Annotated in this window: 15 protein-coding genes, 1 tRNA gene and 1 pseudogene; 12 read left to right on the forward strand and 5 right to left on the reverse strand. The window is 66.7% G+C overall.

Going from position 1 to position 18,448, the window contains the following annotated elements; translation table 11 throughout:
* Positions 1-29: 29 nt before the first annotated feature.
* Positions 30-1,232, forward strand: coding sequence for an acyl-CoA dehydrogenase family protein (locus tag G3W89_RS13775; RefSeq protein WP_162574607.1), 1,203 nt, complete (start codon positions 30-32; stop codon positions 1,230-1,232).
* 15 nt (positions 1,233-1,247) lie between these two features.
* Here G3W89_RS13775 and G3W89_RS13780 read toward each other — a convergent pair whose 3' ends face one another.
* Both G3W89_RS13780 and G3W89_RS13785 read right to left on the reverse strand, forming a co-directional pair.
* Complete coding sequence (locus tag G3W89_RS13780; RefSeq protein ID WP_162574608.1) at positions 1,248-2,204, reverse strand: Bug family tripartite tricarboxylate transporter substrate binding protein; 957 nt, start codon at positions 2,202-2,204, stop codon at positions 1,248-1,250.
* Between the two features lie 45 nt (positions 2,205-2,249).
* The gene (locus G3W89_RS13785) at positions 2,250-3,500 is read right to left on the reverse strand and encodes a CaiB/BaiF CoA transferase family protein (RefSeq protein ID WP_162574609.1); all 1,251 of its coding nucleotides are present in this window, start codon (positions 3,498-3,500) and stop codon (positions 2,250-2,252) included.
* Positions 3,501-3,630: 130 nt separating this feature from the next.
* On the opposite strand from G3W89_RS13785, the gene G3W89_RS13790 reads away from it, so the two are divergent.
* Positions 3,631-4,749 carry an NAD(P)H-dependent flavin oxidoreductase gene (locus G3W89_RS13790; RefSeq protein WP_232076535.1) on the forward strand — a complete coding sequence of 373 codons (1,119 nt, stop codon included), beginning with the start codon at positions 3,631-3,633 and terminating at the stop codon, positions 4,747-4,749.
* A gap of 16 nt (positions 4,750-4,765) precedes the next feature.
* On the opposite strand, the gene G3W89_RS13795 is transcribed toward G3W89_RS13790, so the two are convergent.
* Positions 4,766-5,626 carry a GntR family transcriptional regulator gene (locus tag G3W89_RS13795; protein WP_162574610.1) on the reverse strand — a complete coding sequence of 287 codons (861 nt, stop codon included), beginning with the start codon at positions 5,624-5,626 and terminating at the stop codon, positions 4,766-4,768.
* Positions 5,627-5,709: 83 nt separating this feature from the next.
* Here G3W89_RS13795 and G3W89_RS13800 point away from each other — a divergent pair, with 83 nt between their 5' ends.
* The 8 genes and pseudogenes from G3W89_RS13800 to G3W89_RS13835 all read left to right on the forward strand — a co-directional run.
* Positions 5,710-6,876 (forward strand): iron-containing alcohol dehydrogenase family protein, encoded by a 1,167-nt coding sequence (locus G3W89_RS13800; protein WP_162574611.1) that lies wholly within the window; start codon positions 5,710-5,712, stop codon positions 6,874-6,876.
* Positions 6,877-7,021: 145 nt separating this feature from the next.
* On the forward strand, positions 7,022-8,176 hold the full coding sequence (locus tag G3W89_RS13805; RefSeq protein WP_197893553.1) for an LLM class flavin-dependent oxidoreductase: 1,155 nt from the start codon (positions 7,022-7,024) through the stop codon (positions 8,174-8,176).
* A 6-nt stretch (positions 8,177-8,182) separates the two neighbouring features.
* Positions 8,183-9,301 carry a flavin reductase gene (locus G3W89_RS13810; protein WP_162574612.1) on the forward strand — a complete coding sequence of 373 codons (1,119 nt, stop codon included), beginning with the start codon at positions 8,183-8,185 and terminating at the stop codon, positions 9,299-9,301.
* Positions 9,302-9,360: 59 nt separating this feature from the next.
* Complete coding sequence (locus tag G3W89_RS13815; RefSeq protein WP_197893554.1) at positions 9,361-10,209, forward strand: SDR family NAD(P)-dependent oxidoreductase; 849 nt, start codon at positions 9,361-9,363, stop codon at positions 10,207-10,209.
* 11 nt (positions 10,210-10,220) lie between these two features.
* Positions 10,221-11,006: an SDR family NAD(P)-dependent oxidoreductase gene (locus G3W89_RS13820; protein WP_162574614.1), complete on the forward strand. Its 786-nt coding sequence runs from the start codon at positions 10,221-10,223 to the stop codon at positions 11,004-11,006.
* A gap of 48 nt (positions 11,007-11,054) precedes the next feature.
* On the forward strand, positions 11,055-12,293 hold the full coding sequence (locus G3W89_RS13825; RefSeq protein ID WP_162574615.1) for a CaiB/BaiF CoA transferase family protein: 1,239 nt from the start codon (positions 11,055-11,057) through the stop codon (positions 12,291-12,293).
* A gap of 79 nt (positions 12,294-12,372) precedes the next feature.
* Positions 12,373-12,678, forward strand: coding sequence for a hypothetical protein (locus tag G3W89_RS13830; RefSeq protein WP_162574616.1), 306 nt, complete (start codon positions 12,373-12,375; stop codon positions 12,676-12,678).
* A pseudogene (locus G3W89_RS13835) lies at positions 12,677-13,291 on the forward strand (electron transfer flavoprotein subunit alpha/FixB family protein); the annotation flags it as partial. The gene G3W89_RS13830 and the pseudogene G3W89_RS13835, both read left to right, overlap by 2 nt.
* Before the next feature lie 54 nt (positions 13,292-13,345).
* Here the strand turns inward: G3W89_RS13835 and G3W89_RS13840 are convergent.
* Positions 13,346-13,419 (reverse strand) — tRNA-Gly (locus tag G3W89_RS13840).
* Positions 13,420-13,714: 295 nt separating this feature from the next.
* Between G3W89_RS13840 and G3W89_RS13845 the strand changes: the two genes are divergently transcribed.
* Positions 13,715-14,029, forward strand: coding sequence for an RcnB family protein (locus G3W89_RS13845; RefSeq protein ID WP_232076537.1), 315 nt, complete (start codon positions 13,715-13,717; stop codon positions 14,027-14,029).
* Positions 14,030-14,092: 63 nt separating this feature from the next.
* Here G3W89_RS13845 and gdhA read toward each other — a convergent pair whose 3' ends face one another.
* Positions 14,093-15,436: an NADP-specific glutamate dehydrogenase gene (gdhA, locus tag G3W89_RS13850; protein WP_162574618.1), complete on the reverse strand. Its 1,344-nt coding sequence runs from the start codon at positions 15,434-15,436 to the stop codon at positions 14,093-14,095.
* A gap of 332 nt (positions 15,437-15,768) precedes the next feature.
* Between gdhA and alaS the strand changes: the two genes are divergently transcribed.
* On the forward strand, positions 15,769-18,393 hold the full coding sequence (gene alaS, locus G3W89_RS13855) for an alanine--tRNA ligase (protein ID WP_162574619.1): 2,625 nt from the start codon (positions 15,769-15,771) through the stop codon (positions 18,391-18,393).
* Positions 18,394-18,448 lie beyond the last annotated feature (55 nt).

An 18,448-nucleotide genomic window follows, 5' to 3' on the forward strand; every position in this document is an offset into this window, starting at 1 on the left:
GACTTCGACGGTCGGACAATCTCTGGCCTATGACCATCCAAGACATCTACCTGATCAAGGCGCCGACCGCGCGCTCGCGCGAAATCGCCGACCGCGTCGAAGGTTTCGTGAGGGACATCGTCATTCCTTTTGAGCGCGATCCTCGGTGCACCTCGCACGGGCCGAGCGCCGAACTGGTGAACGAACTGCGTGCGGCGGCCGCAGCCGCGGGTGTCATGACGCCGCACATCCTGGACGACGGCAGCCATCTCACCCAGCGTGAAACAGCGGCCGTGCTTCAGCGTTCCGGCCTGTCGCCGCTCGGCCCGGTCGCTGTGAACACCGCCGCGCCCGACGAGGGCAACATGTTCCTGCTCGGCAAGGTGGCCACGGCATCCCAGCGCGAGCGCTTCCTGGAGCCGCTGGTGCAGGGCAGGGTGCGATCGGCCTTCTTCATGACGGAGCCTGCCGCCGAGGACGGGGCTGGATCGGACCCGTCCATGCTGAAGACCCGCGCCATCCGCACGCCGGGCGGCTGGTCGATCTCCGGCCGGAAGGCTTTCATCACGGGTGCGGACGGCGCCGGCGTGGGCATCGTCATGGCCCGAACCGGCACAGGCGATGCGGTCGAGGCGACGATGTTCCTGGTGCATCTGCCGCATCCCCGGGTGCGCATCGAGCGCGTGCTGGACACCATCGACAGCTCCATGCCGGGCGGCCACTCGATCGTGATGATCGACGCGCTGGAGGTGCCCGACGAAGACGTGCTGGGTGGGCCGGGCGAGGGCCTGCGCTACGCACAGGTGCGACTGGCCCCGGCGCGCCTGTCGCATTGCATGCGCTGGCATGGCGGCGCGGTGCGCGCGCAGGGCATCGCGACCGCCTATGCGCTGCAACGCAAGGCCTTCGGCAAACCCCTGGTCGATCATGAAGGCGTCGGCTTCATGCTGTCCGAAAACCTGATCGACCTGCGGCAGGCCGCGCTGATGATCGAGTGGTGCGCCGACGCGCTCGACGGCGGCTCGCAGGCGAGCGTGGAAAGCTCGATGGCCAAGGTCGCGGTGTCGGAAGCGCTGTACCGCGTCGCCGATCGCTGTGTCCAGGTGATGGGAGGAACCGGCGTGAGCGCGGACACCATCGTGGCGCAGATCTTTCGGGAAGTCAGGGCCTTTCGCATCTACGACGGCCCGACCGAGGTTCACAAGTGGTCGCTCGCCCGATACATCAAGCGGCAGGCGAGGCCCGCAGAATGAACACGGGCACCGGCCTCACTCCGGCTTGATGCCCTGCTCGGTGATGACCTTCTTCCACATGGCGGCGTCTTCGCGGATCTGCCGGTCGAGCACCTCGGGCTTGCCCGGCGTGGCCACCAGGTTGGTTGCCTTGAACTTCTGAAGCACCGCCGGGTCGGCCAGGACCTTGTTGAGCGCATCGTTGTAGGTCTTCACGATCTCAGGCGGCGTGCGTGCGGGCAGCAGCATCGCGTACCAGCCATCCGTGACGAAGCCCTGGTAGCCCATCTCCTTGACTGTCGGTGCGTCGGGAAGCTCCGGCAGGCGCTGCGGGCTGGTCACCGCCAGCATCTTCATCCGTCCGGCGCGCACCAGCGGTTCGCAGAACGCGATGGTCGACAGCGTGAAGTCGACATGGCCGGCCGTCACGTCCGATTGGCCGAGCGAAGGGTTCTTGTAGTGAACCATCTGGATGTCCACGCCGCTCTGCTGCTTCAGCCGCTCGAGCATCAGGTGCTGCGGCGTTCCGATGCCGATGGACGCGAAGGTGAGCGAGCGGCGCTGGGTGCGCGCCAGGTCGAGAACTTCCTTGAGGTTGGAGCCGGGGAGGGATGGCGTGGCCACCAGCGCATAGGGCGTGGTCGCGATGATGCCCACCGCCTGGAAGCTGGTCACGGGATCGAAGGGCAGATGGGGGTGCAGCGCGCCAGCGATCGGATGGACGTTGAAGGTCACGAGCGCCGTATTGCCGTCCGGCGGCGCCTTGGCCACATGGTCCGCGGCAATGTTGTACGAGGCGCCGGGCTTGTTCTCCACGATGATGGTTCGCCCCAGCACGCGGCCCATCTGGTCGGCCAGCAGGCGCGTGAGGACGTCGGTCCCGCCACCGGGCGCGCTGCCGGTGATGAACTTCGTGACCTGCTGGGCGCGTGCGCCGGTCGATCCCAGGATGGCCAACAGGGCGGCAGTGGCGGTGCGGCGATTGCATGTCATGGCGACCTCGGACGTCGTGAATAAATCGTTGCGGGTTCAGCGGCTTCAGCCGCGGTCTCCAGTACCCCCTGGGCTTGCGGGCGGCTGGTGGGTGATGCCGTCTTGCAGCATCTGCTCGATCTGTGACTCGCTGTACCCGACCTCGCGCAGTATGTCGGCGCTCTGTTCTCCCTGCAGGGGCGGGGGACGGTAGTTCGCCGGCGGAGTGCCGTGCCATTCGCTCGGCACCGCCATCTCCCGGATCTTGCCCACGTGCGGATGGTCGACTTCGGAGAAGAAGCCGATGTCGCGCAGATGGGGGTCGTCCAGCAGGCTTTCGAAGGTGTTCATCGGAAACACCGGAATATCCGCCGTGGCCAGCGCTTCCTGCCATTGCGCCGTGGTGCGCAGAACGAGCTGGTCGCGCACGAACGCGTTGAGCTCTTCGCTGTGCGCGGTGCGCGTGGTCATCGTCGTCAGGCGCGGGTCCGTGCCCCACAGGTGACCCATGCCGACCACTTCGAGAAATGCCTTCCAGTGATGGTCGTGGTAGATGGCGCAGCAAACCCAGGCGTCCTTGGTGCGGTACGGCTGCCGGGCCTTCGCCAGCAGGCGGGGATACCCGAAGTCACCCTGAGGCGGCAGAAACTTGTGGCCATAGAGATGGTCGCCGAGCACGTAAGGCACCATGGTTTCGAACATGGGCACGTCCACCTGCTGCCCCTTGCCCGTCTGGTTGCGGCTGTACACCGCGGCCAGCACGATGCCGAAGGCGTACAGGCCGACCGAGCGATCGGCGATGTTCACGGGTACGTAATGCGGCTCGTCGTCGGTGTTGGCGGCCACGGCCCACGGCACCGCGGTGGCGGCCTGGATCAGGTCGTCGAAAGCCGGCGAGCGCGCATAGCGTCCGCGCTGCGAGAAGCCGACCATGCTCACGTAGATGATGCGCTCGTTGACCTCGGCCACGTCCTGGTAGGTCAGGCGCAAGCGCTTCATTCCATCCGGCCGGACATTGGTCGTCAGCACATCCGCGTCCTTCACCAGCCGCAGAAAGGCTTCCCGGCCCGGAGGCTTTGCCAGGTCCAGCACGATGCTGCGCTTGTTCCGGTTGGCGGCAAGGTAGACAGGGCCCATTCCGGCGTCGCCCTGCGGCCCGATCTTTCGGGTCGCGTCGCCCACGCTGGTCTCGACCTTGATCACGTCTGCACCCAGGTCGGCGAGCATCTGCGTGGCGGACGGTCCCATCAGCACGGCGGTGAGGTCGACGATCTTCAGGCCCGAGAGCGGGCCCGTGAGTGGCTTGTCATGCGGCATTTTTGGAAGCAGATGTTTTCAAGGCGGTGTGCTTAATGTACCATTATCGGAACTTCCGAGCGAGAGCTTTCATTGCCGGACTTTCCTCGGCGGCCCGATGCCGCAATCCATGCCCTTTGAAGGAGACAACGTGACCCAGAATGCCATGTGCAGCATGTTCAACATCGAGATCCCGGTGTTCGGTTTTTCCCACTGCCGCAACGTGGTGGCAGAGATCACCAAGGCAGGTGGTTTGGGGTGTCTTGGAACCGCCTACTACACCCCCGAGGAACTCGAGTGGGAGCTCAAGTGGATCGACGAGGAGGTCGGCGACAAGCCCTACGGCGTCAACCTGCTGCTGCCGCAGAAGTACGAGACGGTGGGCGAGGCTTCCCTCGATCCGTCCCGCCTTTCGCCGGACCATGTGAAGTGGCAGCGCGAGCTGCTCGATGCGGCGGGTATTCCTCCACTTCCAGCCGCGGAGCGGGAGGAGCTGATGCAGGCCGAACTCGGCCGCCTGCACATGACCCCCGAATTTGCCGGCGAGCTGCTCGATGTCGCCTTGCGCCACCCGAACGTGAAGCTGGTCGTCAGTGCACTCGGCTCGCCGCCGCGTCCCATCCTCGAGCGCCTGCACGCGCAGGGCATCAAGGTGGGTGCCATGACGGGAAAGGTCGAACACGCCCTCAAGCACAAGGAGGCCGGGCTCGACCTGGTGATCGCCCAGGGAACGGAGGCAGCCGGCCATACCGGCGTGGTGAGCTCGATGGTCCTCTGGCCGGAAGTGGTGGACGCGGTCGCACCCATGCCGGTTCTGGCGGCCGGCGGCATCGGGCGGGGACGCCAGATGGTCGCGGCATTCGCGCTCGGTGCGCAGGGCATCTGGTGCGGGTCGATCTGGCATGGCACCCGTGAAAGCGATCTGACCGAGGAGATGAAGCAGTTGCTGTTCAAGGCCAGATCGGGTGACGCCGTGCAGACGCGCTCCAAGACCGGCAAGCCGGGGCGCATGCTGCGCAGCAAGTACACCGAGGCCTGGGTGCAGCCCGATGCACCCAAGCCCCTGCCCATGCCCTGGCAAAGCGTGCTGAATGTCGAGGCTCGCCTGCGCATCGACCGTGCGCGCGCGCTCGACTACATGACCTGCCCGGTCGGCCAGATCGTGGGAACCATCAACCACGAGAGCTCGGTTCGCCAGGTGATCTACGACATCCTCGACGAGTTCGCCGACACGATGGAAGGCCTGGGCGAAAGGTCCGGCCTGGTCTGAGAAGGCGTGAGCGGCCTCAGCCGACACGGCGACCGGGGTGGGTCGCCGAGCCGGCGGACATCAGCGGCCTCGGGTCGCTCGTGCGGTCCGCCTGGCCGGGCGCGGCCGCCAGTGCGTAGCTAACGTCGCGTTCGACTGCGAAGCGGTCGGCTCGATAGACTAGCACGCCGAGGTAGACCAACAGGCGGTTGGGCGCGAAGAAGGCCCGCATCACGTGCGCCACCGGGCTGCCGACCGCCACCTGCAGATGCGTGGCGTCTTCATAGGTGGCCACGGAGATCGACGTGCGTTCGATGGCCGACGTGAGCGGCGGGCTCGCGTTGTCGCGCACCAGGCGGCTCAGCTTGATGGTGTGCTCACTGCCCGAGGGAAAGCGCTGGTACAGCGACAAGGCCACATAGTTGTCCGAGACCGTGTAGGGCGATCCGTTGAGTCCATCGACCTTGCGGATGCGAACGTACTTTCCGGCAGGCGTGCCCAGCCCGGCGAACTGCGCCGGCAGCTGGTCGAACTCCTGAAGCGAGAGCACCTTGATCGAATAGCTGTTGCCGTCGTCGTCGTCGATCGATCCGGTCGAAGAGAACAGCGGGGCATCGACGCTGGCGGGATCGAAGGTCACGCATGTGCGGCGGCCGCGCTGGCTCGACAAGAGGCCTTCCTCCACAAGGATCTGGACTGCCTGGCGCACCGTGACCCGCGCCACCGCGAACTCTTCGACCAGTTGTTCGAGCGTCGGAATCTCGTCACCAGGCTTCCACAGCCCGGTGACGATGCGATCGCGCAAGATGCCCGCGAGCTGTGCGTACAGCGTGATGGGCCCGGCTCGCAGCGGTGCGTGGTTCATGCTCCCAGGGGCATAGGCGGCTGCAAGTGACATCCAGCTCTCCTCAGGTGTATAGAAAGACTAATGACAAGCTTATAGCACTAGCCTAGACTCGACGCATTCTTTCCAATACCAATATGACGGGTTTCCAGCACCACTTCAACGCGTTGCGGCTTCATTGTGGCGAACAGGCGCTGGAGGCACTGCCGCGCGAGCTCGACCGCGCGGGATGCCGACGAGCGATCGTCTTTTGCGGCGCCACGCTGAGCCGGCCGGGCGGGGCGCTGGACCGGGTCGCGCACGCGCTGGGCGATCGACTGGCAGCGGTCTTTCCGGGCGTGCGCGGGCACAGCCCCGTGGCCAGCGTCGAGGAGGGCGCAGCCGGCATCGCCGACGCAAGGGCCGACGCTGTCGTCGCGCTGGGGGGCGGCTCGGCCATCGTGACGGCACGCGCGGCTGGCATCCTGGCGGCGGAAGGAGGCCGTGTGAGCGACCTGGCCACCCGCATCGACAGCGATGGCCAGATGCGCAGCCCGAGGCTGGGCAAACCCAAGCTGCCGCAGTTCGTCTTGCCGACCACGCCCACCACGGCTTGCGTGAAGGCCGGCAGCGCGGTGCAGGACGCCGGTGGCGACCGGCTGGCGTTGTTCGATCCGAAGACCCGTGCAAAGGCAGTGTTCATCGATCACGCCTTGCTTGCCACGGCGCCGGAAGGCTTGATCCGCTCTGCCGCGTTGAATGCACTCGTTATGTCGGTGGAAGGGCTGGAGTCGGAAAGCAGCGATCCGTTGTCCGATGCCCTGCTGATGCATGCACTGCGCCTGCTGGCGAAAGACTTGCCTGCGATGCGAGATGAACCGCCGGATGCGCCACTGCGGGCGCGACTCGTGCTGGCGGCCGTCCTGTGCGGGCAGGGCACCGATCAGGCCGGAGGGGGTCTCGCTTCGGTGCTGGGCCACGCCATCGGCCATCGCAGCGACGTCGCCAATGGCATCGTCAACGCCATCGTGCTGCCGCACACCATGCGCTTCAACCTGCCGGCGACGCAGGAGCGTTTGTGGAAGGTGCGGGCCAGCCTCCCGGCAGCCGCCGGCGCGGAGCCGCCGACGATGGATGTCATCGAAGCGCTCGAAGCCCTGTTCGTCGACCTGGGCCTGCCTGGGCGGCTGCGCGACACGGGTCTGCAACACGCCGACTTCGATGCGGTAGTCGCCGATGCTGGCGCCGACCACTTCCTGCAGCGCAATCCCCGTCGGGTTGATGGCCCATTGCAGCTGCGCGCGTTGTTGGAAGCGTGCTGGTGACCTGCGAGGCGATGGCTCATCGCATCTTTCAAATCCTAACAAGTACTATTGACAGATCTTTAAGACCATTGTCCACTCGAACTTGCCAGGTCAATTTGCTTTGCCTTGCGACCCTCTTCATTCCGAAGTCCAGACAGGAGACCCAATGTCCCAGATCCCCCTCCAGCACGGCGTGTTCCTCGCCCCCTATCACCCGAACGAGGAAAGCCCCACCACATGGCTGCGCCGCGACATCGAGCTGGCGCAGCATCTGGACAAGCTGGGTTTCGCCGAGCTGTGGGTGGGTGAGCATCACTCGGGCGGCTTCGAGATCATCGCGTCGCCTGACCTGTTCATCGCGGCAGCTGCCGAAGTCACGCGCCGCATCCGCTTCGGCACCGGCGTGATGACGCTGCCGTATCACAACCCCCTGGTGGTCGCCAACCGGATCGCCCAGCTCGATCATCAGACGATGGGCCGCGTGTCCTTCGGCTTCGGTCCCGGGCTGTTGATGTCCGATGCGCTGATGATGGGGATCGACCCGGAGAAGACGCGCGACATGCTGCTCGAAGCGATGGATGTGATCGTCCGGCTGCTGCGCGGCGAGTCCGTGACTGCCAAGACCGAGTGGTTCAACCTGGTCGAGGCGCGTGCCCACCTGCTGCCGTATTCCCAGCCGCTGGAGATGGCCGTGGCCAGTGCGGGAACGCCGTCCGGCGGCCGCGCCGCGGGGAAGTTCGGCATGTCGATGTTGTGCGTTGCCGCGTCCCAGGTGGGTGCATTCGACGTGCTCGCAAGCAACTGGAGGATCGCCAACGAGGTGGCTGCCCAGTACGGCAACACCATGGACCCGGCCAAGCTGCGCCTGGTTGCGCCGGTGCACCTTGCCGAGACCCGCGAAAAAGCGCGCGAGAACGTCCGCCACGGCCTGGACCGTTGGGTTCGCTACTACGACATGGCCTCGCCCAACCCGTTCCCGAAAGACGGCCGGGACCCGGTCGACATCCTGATCGATTCCGGCCGTGCCGTCATCGGAACGCCCGAGGACGCCATTGCCATGATCGAGCGGCTGCGCGGCAAGCAGGGCCAGTTCGGCGTGTTCCTGGCGCAGCACGTGGACTGGGCCGACTGGGACCAGACCATGAAGTCCTTCGAGCTCTATGCGCGCTACGTCATGCCCCACTTCAGCGGCGCCAATGCCAATCGCATCGCCACCTACAACGTGATGGCCGAACGGGTCGAGGAGTTCAAGGCCCTGCGGCGCGGCGCGGCGGACAAGGCCTTCGCACAGCACGAGGCAGCCCCGCGCAAGGTAGGTTGAGCGTCCATGAGCGCCGTCGCAAGCACTGGGGATGTCGGCACGATCACCGAGTTCAGCTCGGTCGACTTCCGTCGTTGCCTGGGTGAGTTCATCACCGGCGTCACGGTCATCACGACCGTGGGGCCGGACGGGCGCCGCTACGGGTTGACCGCCAACTCCTTCAGCTCGGTGTCGCTGGACCCGCCGCTGATCCTGTGGAGCCTGCGGCTCAATGCGTCGAACTTCCCGATCTACAGCACCGCCGACCATTTCGTGGTCAACATCCTCGCGGAAGACCAGATCGCGTTGTCGCAGCGCTTTGCCAAGTCGGCAGTCGATCAGTTCGACGGCGTGGCTTTCACGCCGAGCGCCGACGGCGTGCCGCTGCTCGACGGCTGCGTCGCGCAGATCGAGTGCCGTCGCGAGGCGACGTATCCGGGCGGCGATCACGTCGTGTTCCTCGGGCGCGTCCTGCGCATCCGCAACCATGGGCGCCCGGCCCTGGCGCTTCGCAGCGGGAAGTACATGGTGGTCCACGCGCACGAGCCGGTGGCGCCGGCGGAGGTCGACGAGGCCAACGTCGCGACGCTGTCGGCGATCCATGCGGCGCGGCCCTTGACCGACGAGCTCGGTCGAGAGACCGACCGCACGGTCGGCATCTCGGTGTGGGGAAACCTGGGCCCCACCATGATCTGGTGGCGCGAGTCGAGCCGGCCTCTGCGCACCAGTGTGCGCTGCGGGCTGGTGGTTTCCCTGCTCGGGTCGTCCACGGGCGCGCTGTTCGCGGCCTACGCGCCGCGCGAGGTGACCGGGCCGTACCTCGACCAGGAACTGGCGCAGCAGGAGCCGGGCGACGAACGGCGATTTCGCACCCGCGACGACGTCGAGAACTACCTGCGCGAGGTCCGCGCGCGTGGCGTCGGCACCATCACCGATGCCATGACGCCGGGCGTGAACGAGCACCCGGTGACCGCCGTGGCCGCACCGGTGTTCGATGCCAAGGGCGCCATCGTCCTGGCCATCGCCATGCTCGGCGACGCGAAGGAGTTTCGCGTGGACGATGGCGCGGTCGAGCGACTGCGTGCCGTGGCGGCGGGCCTCTCCATGCGCCTTGGCTACAAGGCCGAATACCAGCGGCATCGGTGACATCGCCGTTGCCTATGTCCACCGGGCACGCCCCGGACTTTGAATCGAAGGAACAACACGTGAACTATGGACTCGCAGGCCGCGTCATCGCGGTCACCGGCGGCGCTTCCGGCATTGGTTTGGCGGTGGCGCGAGAGGCGCTTCGGCAGGGCGCGCGCGTTGCGCTCCTGGACAGCTCCACGCAGCAGATCGATGCCGCATTGACGGAGCTCAAGGCCATGCCCGAGGCCACGGTCGTCGCCCACGCCGTGGATGTGCGGGACAAGGCCGGCTGCGAGGCCGCCGTCGAGGCCATCGAGCGGGAGCTCGGGCCCATCGATGGCCTGGCTGCATGCGCCGGCGTCTCGCGCCCCGAGCCCGCGGAGCAGATGGCGCAGGAGACCTGGGACCTGGTGATCGACATCAACCTGAGCGGCGTCTTCCACAGCGTTCGCCCGGTGGGTCAGCGCATGCTGGCGCGCGGCCGCGGCGCAATCGTGACGATCGCGTCTACCGACGCGCTGGGCGGCCATGCAGGGCGATCCCACTATGCCGCGTCCAAGCACGGCGTCGTGGGGCTGACGCGCTCGCTTGCAATCGAATGGGGCCGCTACGGTGTTCGCGTCAACGCGGTGGCGCCCGGCGTGGTGGATACGCCCTTGCTGCGCAAGGTGGCGCCGCCGGAACACGTGCAGAACGCGATGGTGGATCGCGTCCCGATGGGCCGCTTCTCGCGAGCCGACGAGCAGGCCCATGCCACCTTGTTCCTCTTGTCGGACGGTGCGTCCTACATCAATGGCACGACGCTCGCGGTGGACGGCGGGCTGACCGCGGGCTATTTCACGCGCTGGCATGGCGCGGACCTGGGCTCCAAGGCCATGCTGGAAAAGGGCGTGTACGGCCCGCCCGCCAGCCCGCCCGCGGCGTGAAGGAATCGACGATGTCGAGTCAACAACCATCCAGGCGCGTGGCGCTGCTGACGGGCGGCACCGGCGGCCTTGCGCAGGCCACGGCCGAACGTTTCGCCGCCGACGGCATGACCGTGGTCATCGCCGATCTCGACGCGGTAGGCGCCCGCACGGCGGCCGAATCGCTGCCGGGCACGGGACATCGAGGCATCGGGATGAACGTCAGCGACGAGACCTCCGTGCGTTCGGCCTTCGATCAGGTCGAAGGCGAGATCGGCCCGGTCGCCGTGCTGGGCTGCTTCGCCGGGCTCCTGAGCACCGCGAGCGTGCCCGGGCGCGTTCTTCTGACGGATCTGTCGCTGGACGAGTGGGAGGGCGTCAACGCCGTCAATGCGCGCGGCACCTTCCTGTGCATTCGCGAGATGGCGCGTCGCCGAGCCGCCGTGCCTGTGGAGCATGGGCGGATCATCACCATCGCCTCGCTGGCCGGCCAGCAAGGCGGCCTGGCCGCAGGCGCCGCCTACAGCGCATCCAAGGGCGCGGTGCTCGCGTTGACCAAGGTGTGCGCGCGCGAACTCGCCAGCCAGGCCATCACCGTGAATGCCATCGCGCCCGGCCCGATCGACACCCAGATGCTGCGTTCGACCGTGCCGGCCGCGCGTGCCGGCGAGAAGTACGAGCATGTCCAGGGCATTCCCCTGGGGCGCGTCGGGCTGCCGGGCGAGATTGCGGCGGCCGTTGCCTGGCTCGCCTCGATCGACGCCGGCTACATCACCGGGGCCACCATCGATGTGAACGGCGGCCTGTACATGCGCTGAGCCACAGCAGCACCGACAGCGACACGACACACACACACAAGGACCTTCATGGAATTCTCCGGACCTCTGGCAGGCGTGCGCGTGGTGGACATCACGGCAGTGCTCATGGGCCCGTCCGCCACCCAGATGCTCGCGGACCTGGGCGCTGACGTGGTGAAGATCGAACCCCCGGCCGGTGATGCCACGCGCAAGATCGGACCCGCGGGCGACGAGCGCATGGGACCGATCTACCTGGGCCTCAATCGAAACAAGCGCAGCCTGGTGCTCAACCTGAAGACGCCCGAAGGCCTGGAGGTTCTGCGCAAGCTCGTCGCGAAGGCCGACGTGCTGACCTACAACGTCCGGCCGGCGGCGATGGAACGATTGGGCCTGACCTACGAGGCGCTGAGCGCGCTCAACGCACGCCTGATCTACGTCGGCATGTTCGGCTTTTCGCAGCGGGGCCGGTATGCACCGTCGCCCGCCTTCGACGACCTCATCCAGGCCGCGACCGCGATGCCCAGCGCGATGGCGCCGAGCGTGGACGGGACGCCGCGCTTCATTCCCATCAACCTGGCCGATCGGTCCGTCGGACTCTATGCCTTCGGCGTGATCGCGTCGGCGTTGTATGCGCGCGAAAAGACCGGCCGCGGCCAACGGGTGGACGTGCCCATGTTCGAGACCATGGTGCCCTACGTGCTCGGCGATCACCTCTACGGAGAAAAGTTCGTTCCGGCCCGGGGGGACTTCGGATATCCGCGCTTGCTGTCGCCGGCACGCCGGCCCTTTCGCACCCTGGACGCTCATGTGTGCTGCGTGATCTATCAGGACCATCACTGGAAGGCGTTCCTGGAAATCCTGGGCATGGGTGACATGTACGAGACGGATCCCCGGCTGGCCAACATCACGACGCGCACGCAGCACGCCGATGAACTCAATGCGTTCGTCGAGCAGCACCTGGCACGCAAGAGCACGGCGCAGTGGCGCGAGTTGCTCAAGTCTGCGGACATCCCGGTGTTCCCGGTTCATACCTTCGAGACTTTGCTCGACGATCCCCACCTCAAGGACATCGGCTTCTTCCGCGAGCAGGACGTGCCGTCCCTCGGCATGATCCGCGAGACGGCCGTTCCGAGCGAATGGCATGGCACACCGCCCTCGAACTACCGGCCGCCGCCGGCGCTCGGCGAGCACAGCGCCGAGATCCTGCGCGAGCTCGGGTACGGGGAAGACGACATCGAGGCATTGGCCGGGCAGGGTGTGACGGGTGCCGGCATGCCGTATTCCAGGAGCGAAGCCGAGCCGATCTGATCGGCCCCTGATCGATCCAGGCGACCCGACCTCGGCCGCGAACCTGATCACCCTGTCACAACAGATCCACCCGATTCCCATGGAAATACATTGGACCGACGGTACGCTGTCCTTGCAATCGCCAGACGATTTCAAGTCGTTCAAGATCGTCATTCACGCGGCCTCGAACCTGAAAGACCGCGTCTTGCAGGACTTCACGGGCACGGCGAGTTTCGAAGACGATCACGCCTGCTGGGTGTCCCAGCATGGCCTGCGTGCGCTGGCCGGACCGCTGGCAACGCCGCAGTGGCTGGCGAACCTCGACACCATGGTCTCGAAGGCGCGGCCACATGGCTGGATCGACGGGCCGACCGGCGACATCCGCGCCCATGTCGAGCGCCGTTGAGATCAGCGACATCACCAAGGTCGATGCGCCCGATACCTTCGAGCGCCCGATCTATGCGGGCAACGCGATTGCCATCGTGCAAAGCGTCGATGCGGTCAAGGTGATCACGGTGCGCACGACCGGCTTCGATCCGGCCCAGGCCAGCGGCGGCGCGGCCGCGATCGAAAGAATCGATGCGGTTGCCGACAGCGGCAAGAGCGCCTTCGTGGCATCGGAGATCGCCAGGAGCGATCGGCCCGAGCTGACGGCGGCCAAGGTCGTCGTCTCCGGCGGTCGGGCGCTGGGCTCGGCCGAGAAGTTCAGTGAAGTCATGACCCCGCTGGCCGACAAGCTGGGCGCCGCGCTGGGCGCCAGCCGCGCCGCGGTCGACGCCGGCTACGCACCCAACGACTGGCAGGTCGGCCAGACCGGAAAGATCGTGGCGCCGCAGCTGTACATCGCCGCAGGAATTTCAGGGGCCATCCAGCATCTGGCCGGCATGAAGGACGCCAAGGTGATCGTGGCGATCAACAAGGATGAAGAGGCGCCGATCTTCAGTGTGGCGGACTATGGACTGGTCGCCGATTTGTTTGCGGCTGTGCCTGAACTGGCTGGGATGGTTGGCGCCGATTGAATGGACCTGCCAGAGGCTGTCACCTTGAGGGGCAGCTCGGTGTTCACCAATCGGTGGAGCGGGTGAAGGGAATCGAACCCTCGTATGAAGCTTGGGAAGCTGCCGTTCTACCATTGAACTACACCCGCAGCGGGTGCGGATTGTACCCTTCTGGATACCGCCCGACCTCATCGTCCCACCATCGGCGCGGGCGGCGGCGATCAATGCGTGGCATCGACCTACGCCAGGCCACCGCCTCGACGCCTAACATGCGCAGGTTCACCAAGAAAAGGACTGACGATGAATGCAAATCGAATAGTGCTGGGCGCTTTGGCTTTCGCATGTGCGGCCACCGTCTTTGCCCAACCAGGGCCGCGCGAGCGGGATCGTGGTCCAGGTCCTGGCGCCAATGCCCACCGGATGGGCCCGCCGCCGGGGCATCAGATGAATCGCCCTGACCACCGGATAGACAACCGCATGGACCGCCGCATGGACCGCCGCATGGATCACCGGGGACCTCGCCGCGGCCCGCCGCCCGCAGCCTATCCCGCGTACCCCCAGTACCAACGCTTCAATCGCGGCGACCGCCTGCCGCCGCAATATCGCCAGCCGCAGTACGTGGTGAATGACTGGCGTGGCCATGGCCTGCGCCAGCCGCCGCGCGGTTACTACTGGGTCCAGAATGGCTCGGACTACGTGCTCGCCGCCATCGCCACCGGCGTGATCAGCGCGGTGGTCATCAACGCACTCACGCGCTGATCCACAACACGGCCCACGCATGGCGGCCCGGCCTCGCGCCGGGCCGAGCCAAGGCCCGTACGTTCAGACCACGCCCTGCGCCAGCATCGCGTCGGCCACCTTGACGAAGCCCGCGATGTTCGCACCATCCACGTAGTTGACGCTACCGTCCGCTTGTGACCCATGCTGCACGCAGGTCTCGTGGATGCCCACCATGATGTCGTGCAGGCGGCGGTCGACTTCCTCGCGCGGCCATGAAATGCGCATCGCGTTCTGGCTCATTTCCAGCCCTGACGTCGCCACGCCGCCGGCGTTGCTGGCCTTGCCTGGTGCGTAGAGCACGCCGGCATCCTGCAGGCGCTTGATCGCGTCCATGGTCGTCGGCATGTTGGCCCCTTCGGCGACGCACTTGACACCATTCGCCACCAGCATGGCCGCATCGTCGGCACCCAGTTCGTTCTGCGTCGCGCAGGGCAGGGCGACATCGACCGGCACGGCCCACGGCTTCATGCCGGCCTTGAAATTGGCCTTGGTGCGATCTGCGTAGTCGCTCACCCGGCCGTAGAGGTGGTTCTTGACCTCCATCAGCTCGGCGAGCTTTTCGGGGGTGAAGCCGTCCTCGTCGATCACGGTGCCGCTGGAGTCGGACACGGTCACCACCTTCGCGCCCATCGCCATGGCCTTCTGCACTGCGTATTGCGCGACGTTGCCCGAGCCCGAGACGCTGACGCGCAGCCCGTCGAAACTGCGGCCCGCGCGCTTGAGCATCTGCTCGGCAAAGTACACGGTGCCATAGCCGGTGGCCTCGGGGCGGATGAGCGAGCCGCCAAAACTCAGGCCCTTGCCGGTGAACACGCAGTCGGCGCGGTTGCTGAGCTTCTTCATCATGCCGGCCATGAAGCCGACCTCGCGGCCGCCCACGCCGATGTCGCCGGCCGGCACGTCGGTGTCGCTGCCCACATGACGGAACAGCTCGGTCACCAGCGCCTGGCAGAAGCGCATGACCTCGCCTGGGCTCTTGCCCTTGGGGTCGAAGTCCGAGCCACCCTTGCCGCCGCCCATGGGCAGCGTGGTCAGCGCGTTCTTCAGCGTCTGCTCGAACGCGAGGAACTTGAGGATCGACAGGTTCACCGACGGATGAAAACGCATGCCGCCCTTGTAGGGCCCCACTGCCGAGCTGTGCTGGATGCGGTAGCCCCGGTTGACTTGCACGTCGCCGCGATCGTTGGTCCACGCGATGCGGAACATCACGATGCGCTCGGGTTCGATCAGCCGCTCCAGCAAGCCATGCTCCGCGTACTTGGGGTGCGCCGCGATGAAGGGCCAGAGGCTCTCCATGACTTCTGCCACCGCCTGCAGGAACTCCGGTTGTCCTGGGTTGCGGTTGGCGACGTGTTCGAGAAAGTCATGTACCGAGGCGTGTCTCATCTGCAAACTGCTCCTTGTGAATTCGAATCGAACTCTATTGTGCGTTGGTCGCCAGCCCGGGGCCTCGAGGTCCGACACGGTTGATTCGGCTCGCGGTGCTCTCTGGGCCGCAGCGGCGCGGCTCGAGCGTCTACGGAAACTGCACCACCGGCCCCTGTGCCTTCTGCCCGGGCGGCACATAGGCGGGCGCCGGCGCACCGCCGGGCCCTGCAGTGAGGGCGGCAATCGCAGGGCCAAACCTATAATCATCGGCTCAGCAGATCAACAGTCAGGTGGGTTCGACGCAGGGGCTGCCCGCAGCCGGCCGCCTCTCTCAGCACTCCAATCCCAAGATGAGCCAGCCCACCTTCAGCGTCGCGGACATCCGCAAGTCCTTCCTCGACTTCTTCGCCTCCAAGGGTCATACCGTGGTGCCGTCGAGCTCGCTGGTGCCGGGCAACGATCCGACCCTGATGTTCACCAACTCCGGCATGGTGCAGTTCAAGGACGTGTTCCTCGGCGCCGACAAGCGCCCCTACGTGCGCGCGGCCTCCGTGCAGGCCTGCCTGCGTGCCGGCGGCAAGCACAACGACCTGGAGAACGTGGGCTACACCGCGCGCCACCACACCTTCTTCGAGATGCTCGGCAACTGGAGCTTCGGCGACTACTTCAAGCGCGAGTCGCTGAGCTGGGCCTTCGAGCTGCTGACGCAGGTCTACAAGCTGCCGGCCGATCGGCTCTGGGCCACGGTCTACCAGGAGGACGACGAGGCCTACGACATCTGGACCCAGGTCATCGGCCTGCCGCCCGAGCGCGTGGTGCGCATCGGCGACAACAAGGGCGGGCGCTACATGTCCGACAACTTCTGGATGATGGCCGACACCGGCCCCTGCGGCCCGTGCTCCGAGATCTTCTACGACCACGGCCCCGAGGTCGCGGGCGGTCCGCCCGGCTCGCCCGATGAAGACGGCGACCGCTACATCGAGATCTGGAACAACGTGTTCATGCAGTTCGACATGCAGCCGGACGGCAGCGTCAAGCCGCTGCCCGCGCCCTGCGTCGACACCGGCATGGGCCTGGAGCGCCTGGCCGCGATCCTGCAGCACGTGCACAGCAATTACGAGATCGACCTGTTCGACCGGCTGGTCAAGGCGGCCTCGCGCGAGACCGGCGAGAAGGACCTCGGCAACAAGAGCCTGCGGGTGATCGCCGACCACGTCCGCGCCACCGCCTTCCTGGTGGCCGACGGCGTGATCCCCAGCAACGAAGGTCGCGGCTACGTGCAGCGCCGCATCGTGCGCCGCGCCATCCGCCACGGCTACAAGCTGGGCCAGAAGAAGCCTTTCTTCCACAAGCTGGTGCCCGACCTGGTCGCGCTGATGGGCGAGGCCTACCCCAAGCTCGTCGCCGACGAGCGGCGCATCACCGAGACACTGAAGGCCGAGGAAGAGCGCTTCTTCGAGACGCTCGCCAACGGCATGGAGATCCTGGACGCGGCATTGGCCGGCGGTGCCAAGGTGCTGCCGGGCGACGTGGCCTTCAAGCTGCACGACACCTACGGCTTTCCGCTGGACCTGTCGGCCGACGTCTGCCGCGAGCGCGGCGTGGAGGTCGATGCCGCCGGCTTCGATGCGGCGATGGAAAAGCAGAAGGCGGCAGGCCGCGCCGCCGGCAAGTTCAAGATGGACCGGGCCGTCGAGTACGCAGGCACCGCCAATGCCTTCACCGGCTACGAGCACCTGGAAGAACAGGCACGCGTGGTGGCGCTGTACTTCGAAGGCGCCCCGGTGCAGGAGCTCAACGAGGGCCAGCCCGGCATCGTGGTGCTCGACACCACGCCCTTCTACGCAGAGAGCGGCGGCCAGGTCGGCGACCAGGGCGTTCTGGTCGCCGAAGGCCTGCAATTCGGCGTCGACGACACGCAGAAGATCAAGGCCGATGTCTTCGGCCACCACGGCACGCAGACGCAGGGCACGCTCAAGGTGGGCGACACGGTCACGGCACGTGTCGACACGGCGCTGCGCGCCGCCACCATGCGCAACCACAGCGTCACCCACCTGATGCACAAGGCCCTGCGCGAGGTGCTGGGCGGGCACGTCCAGCAGAAGGGCTCCTTGGTCGATGCAGACAAGACGCGCTTCGACTTCGCGCACAACGCCCCGGTCGCGCCGGCGCAAGTGCTCGAGATCGAGCGCCGCGTCAATGCCGAGATCCTGGCCAACGAGGCCACCCAGGCGCGGGTGATGGACATGGAGTCGGCCCAGAAGACCGGCGCCGTCATGCTCTTCGGCGAGAAGTACGGCGAGAGCGTGCGTGTGCTCGACATCGGCACGAGCCGCGAACTGTGCGGGGGCACGCACGTGGCGCGCACCGGCGACATCGGCCTCTTCAAGATCGTGAGCGAGGGCGGCGTGGCCGCCGGCGTGCGCCGCATCGAGGCGGTGACCGGCGCGAATGCGCTGGCCTACCTGCAGGCGCTCGAGGCCACGGTCAACAGCGTGGCGGCTACGCTCAAGACGCCGGTGCCGGAGGTGCAGCCGCGCCTGGTGCAGGTGCTCGAGCAGGTGCGCGCGCTGGAGCGCGAAGTCGGCGCGCTCAAGGGCAAGCTGGCTTCCTCCAAGGGCGACGAGCTGCTGGCGCAGGCGGTGGAGGTCAAGGGCATCAAGGTACTGGCCGCCAAGCTGGACGGTGCCGATGCCAGGACGCTGCGCGAGACCATGGACAAGCTCAAGGACAAGCTCAAGACGGCGGCCATCGTGCTGGCGGCGGTCGACGGCAGCAAGGTCCAGCTCGCGGCCGGCGTCACGGCCGACAGCATGGGCAAGCTCAAGGCCGGCGAGCTGGTCAATTTCGTGGCGCAGCAGGTGGGCGGCAAGGGCGGCGGCAAGGCCGACATGGCGATGGCCGGGGGCACCGATGCGGCCGGGCTTCCGAAGGCGCTCGCCTCGGTGCAGGACTGGGTTGCGCAACGGGTCTGACACCCTGCCCAGCCGGGCTGGTCCGTGCCATAGTCACGCGGATGCAAGGGGCTTT

The sequence above is a fragment of the Variovorax sp. PBL-H6 genome, assembly GCF_901827155.1.
Lineage (GTDB): Bacteria > Pseudomonadota > Gammaproteobacteria > Burkholderiales > Burkholderiaceae_C > Variovorax.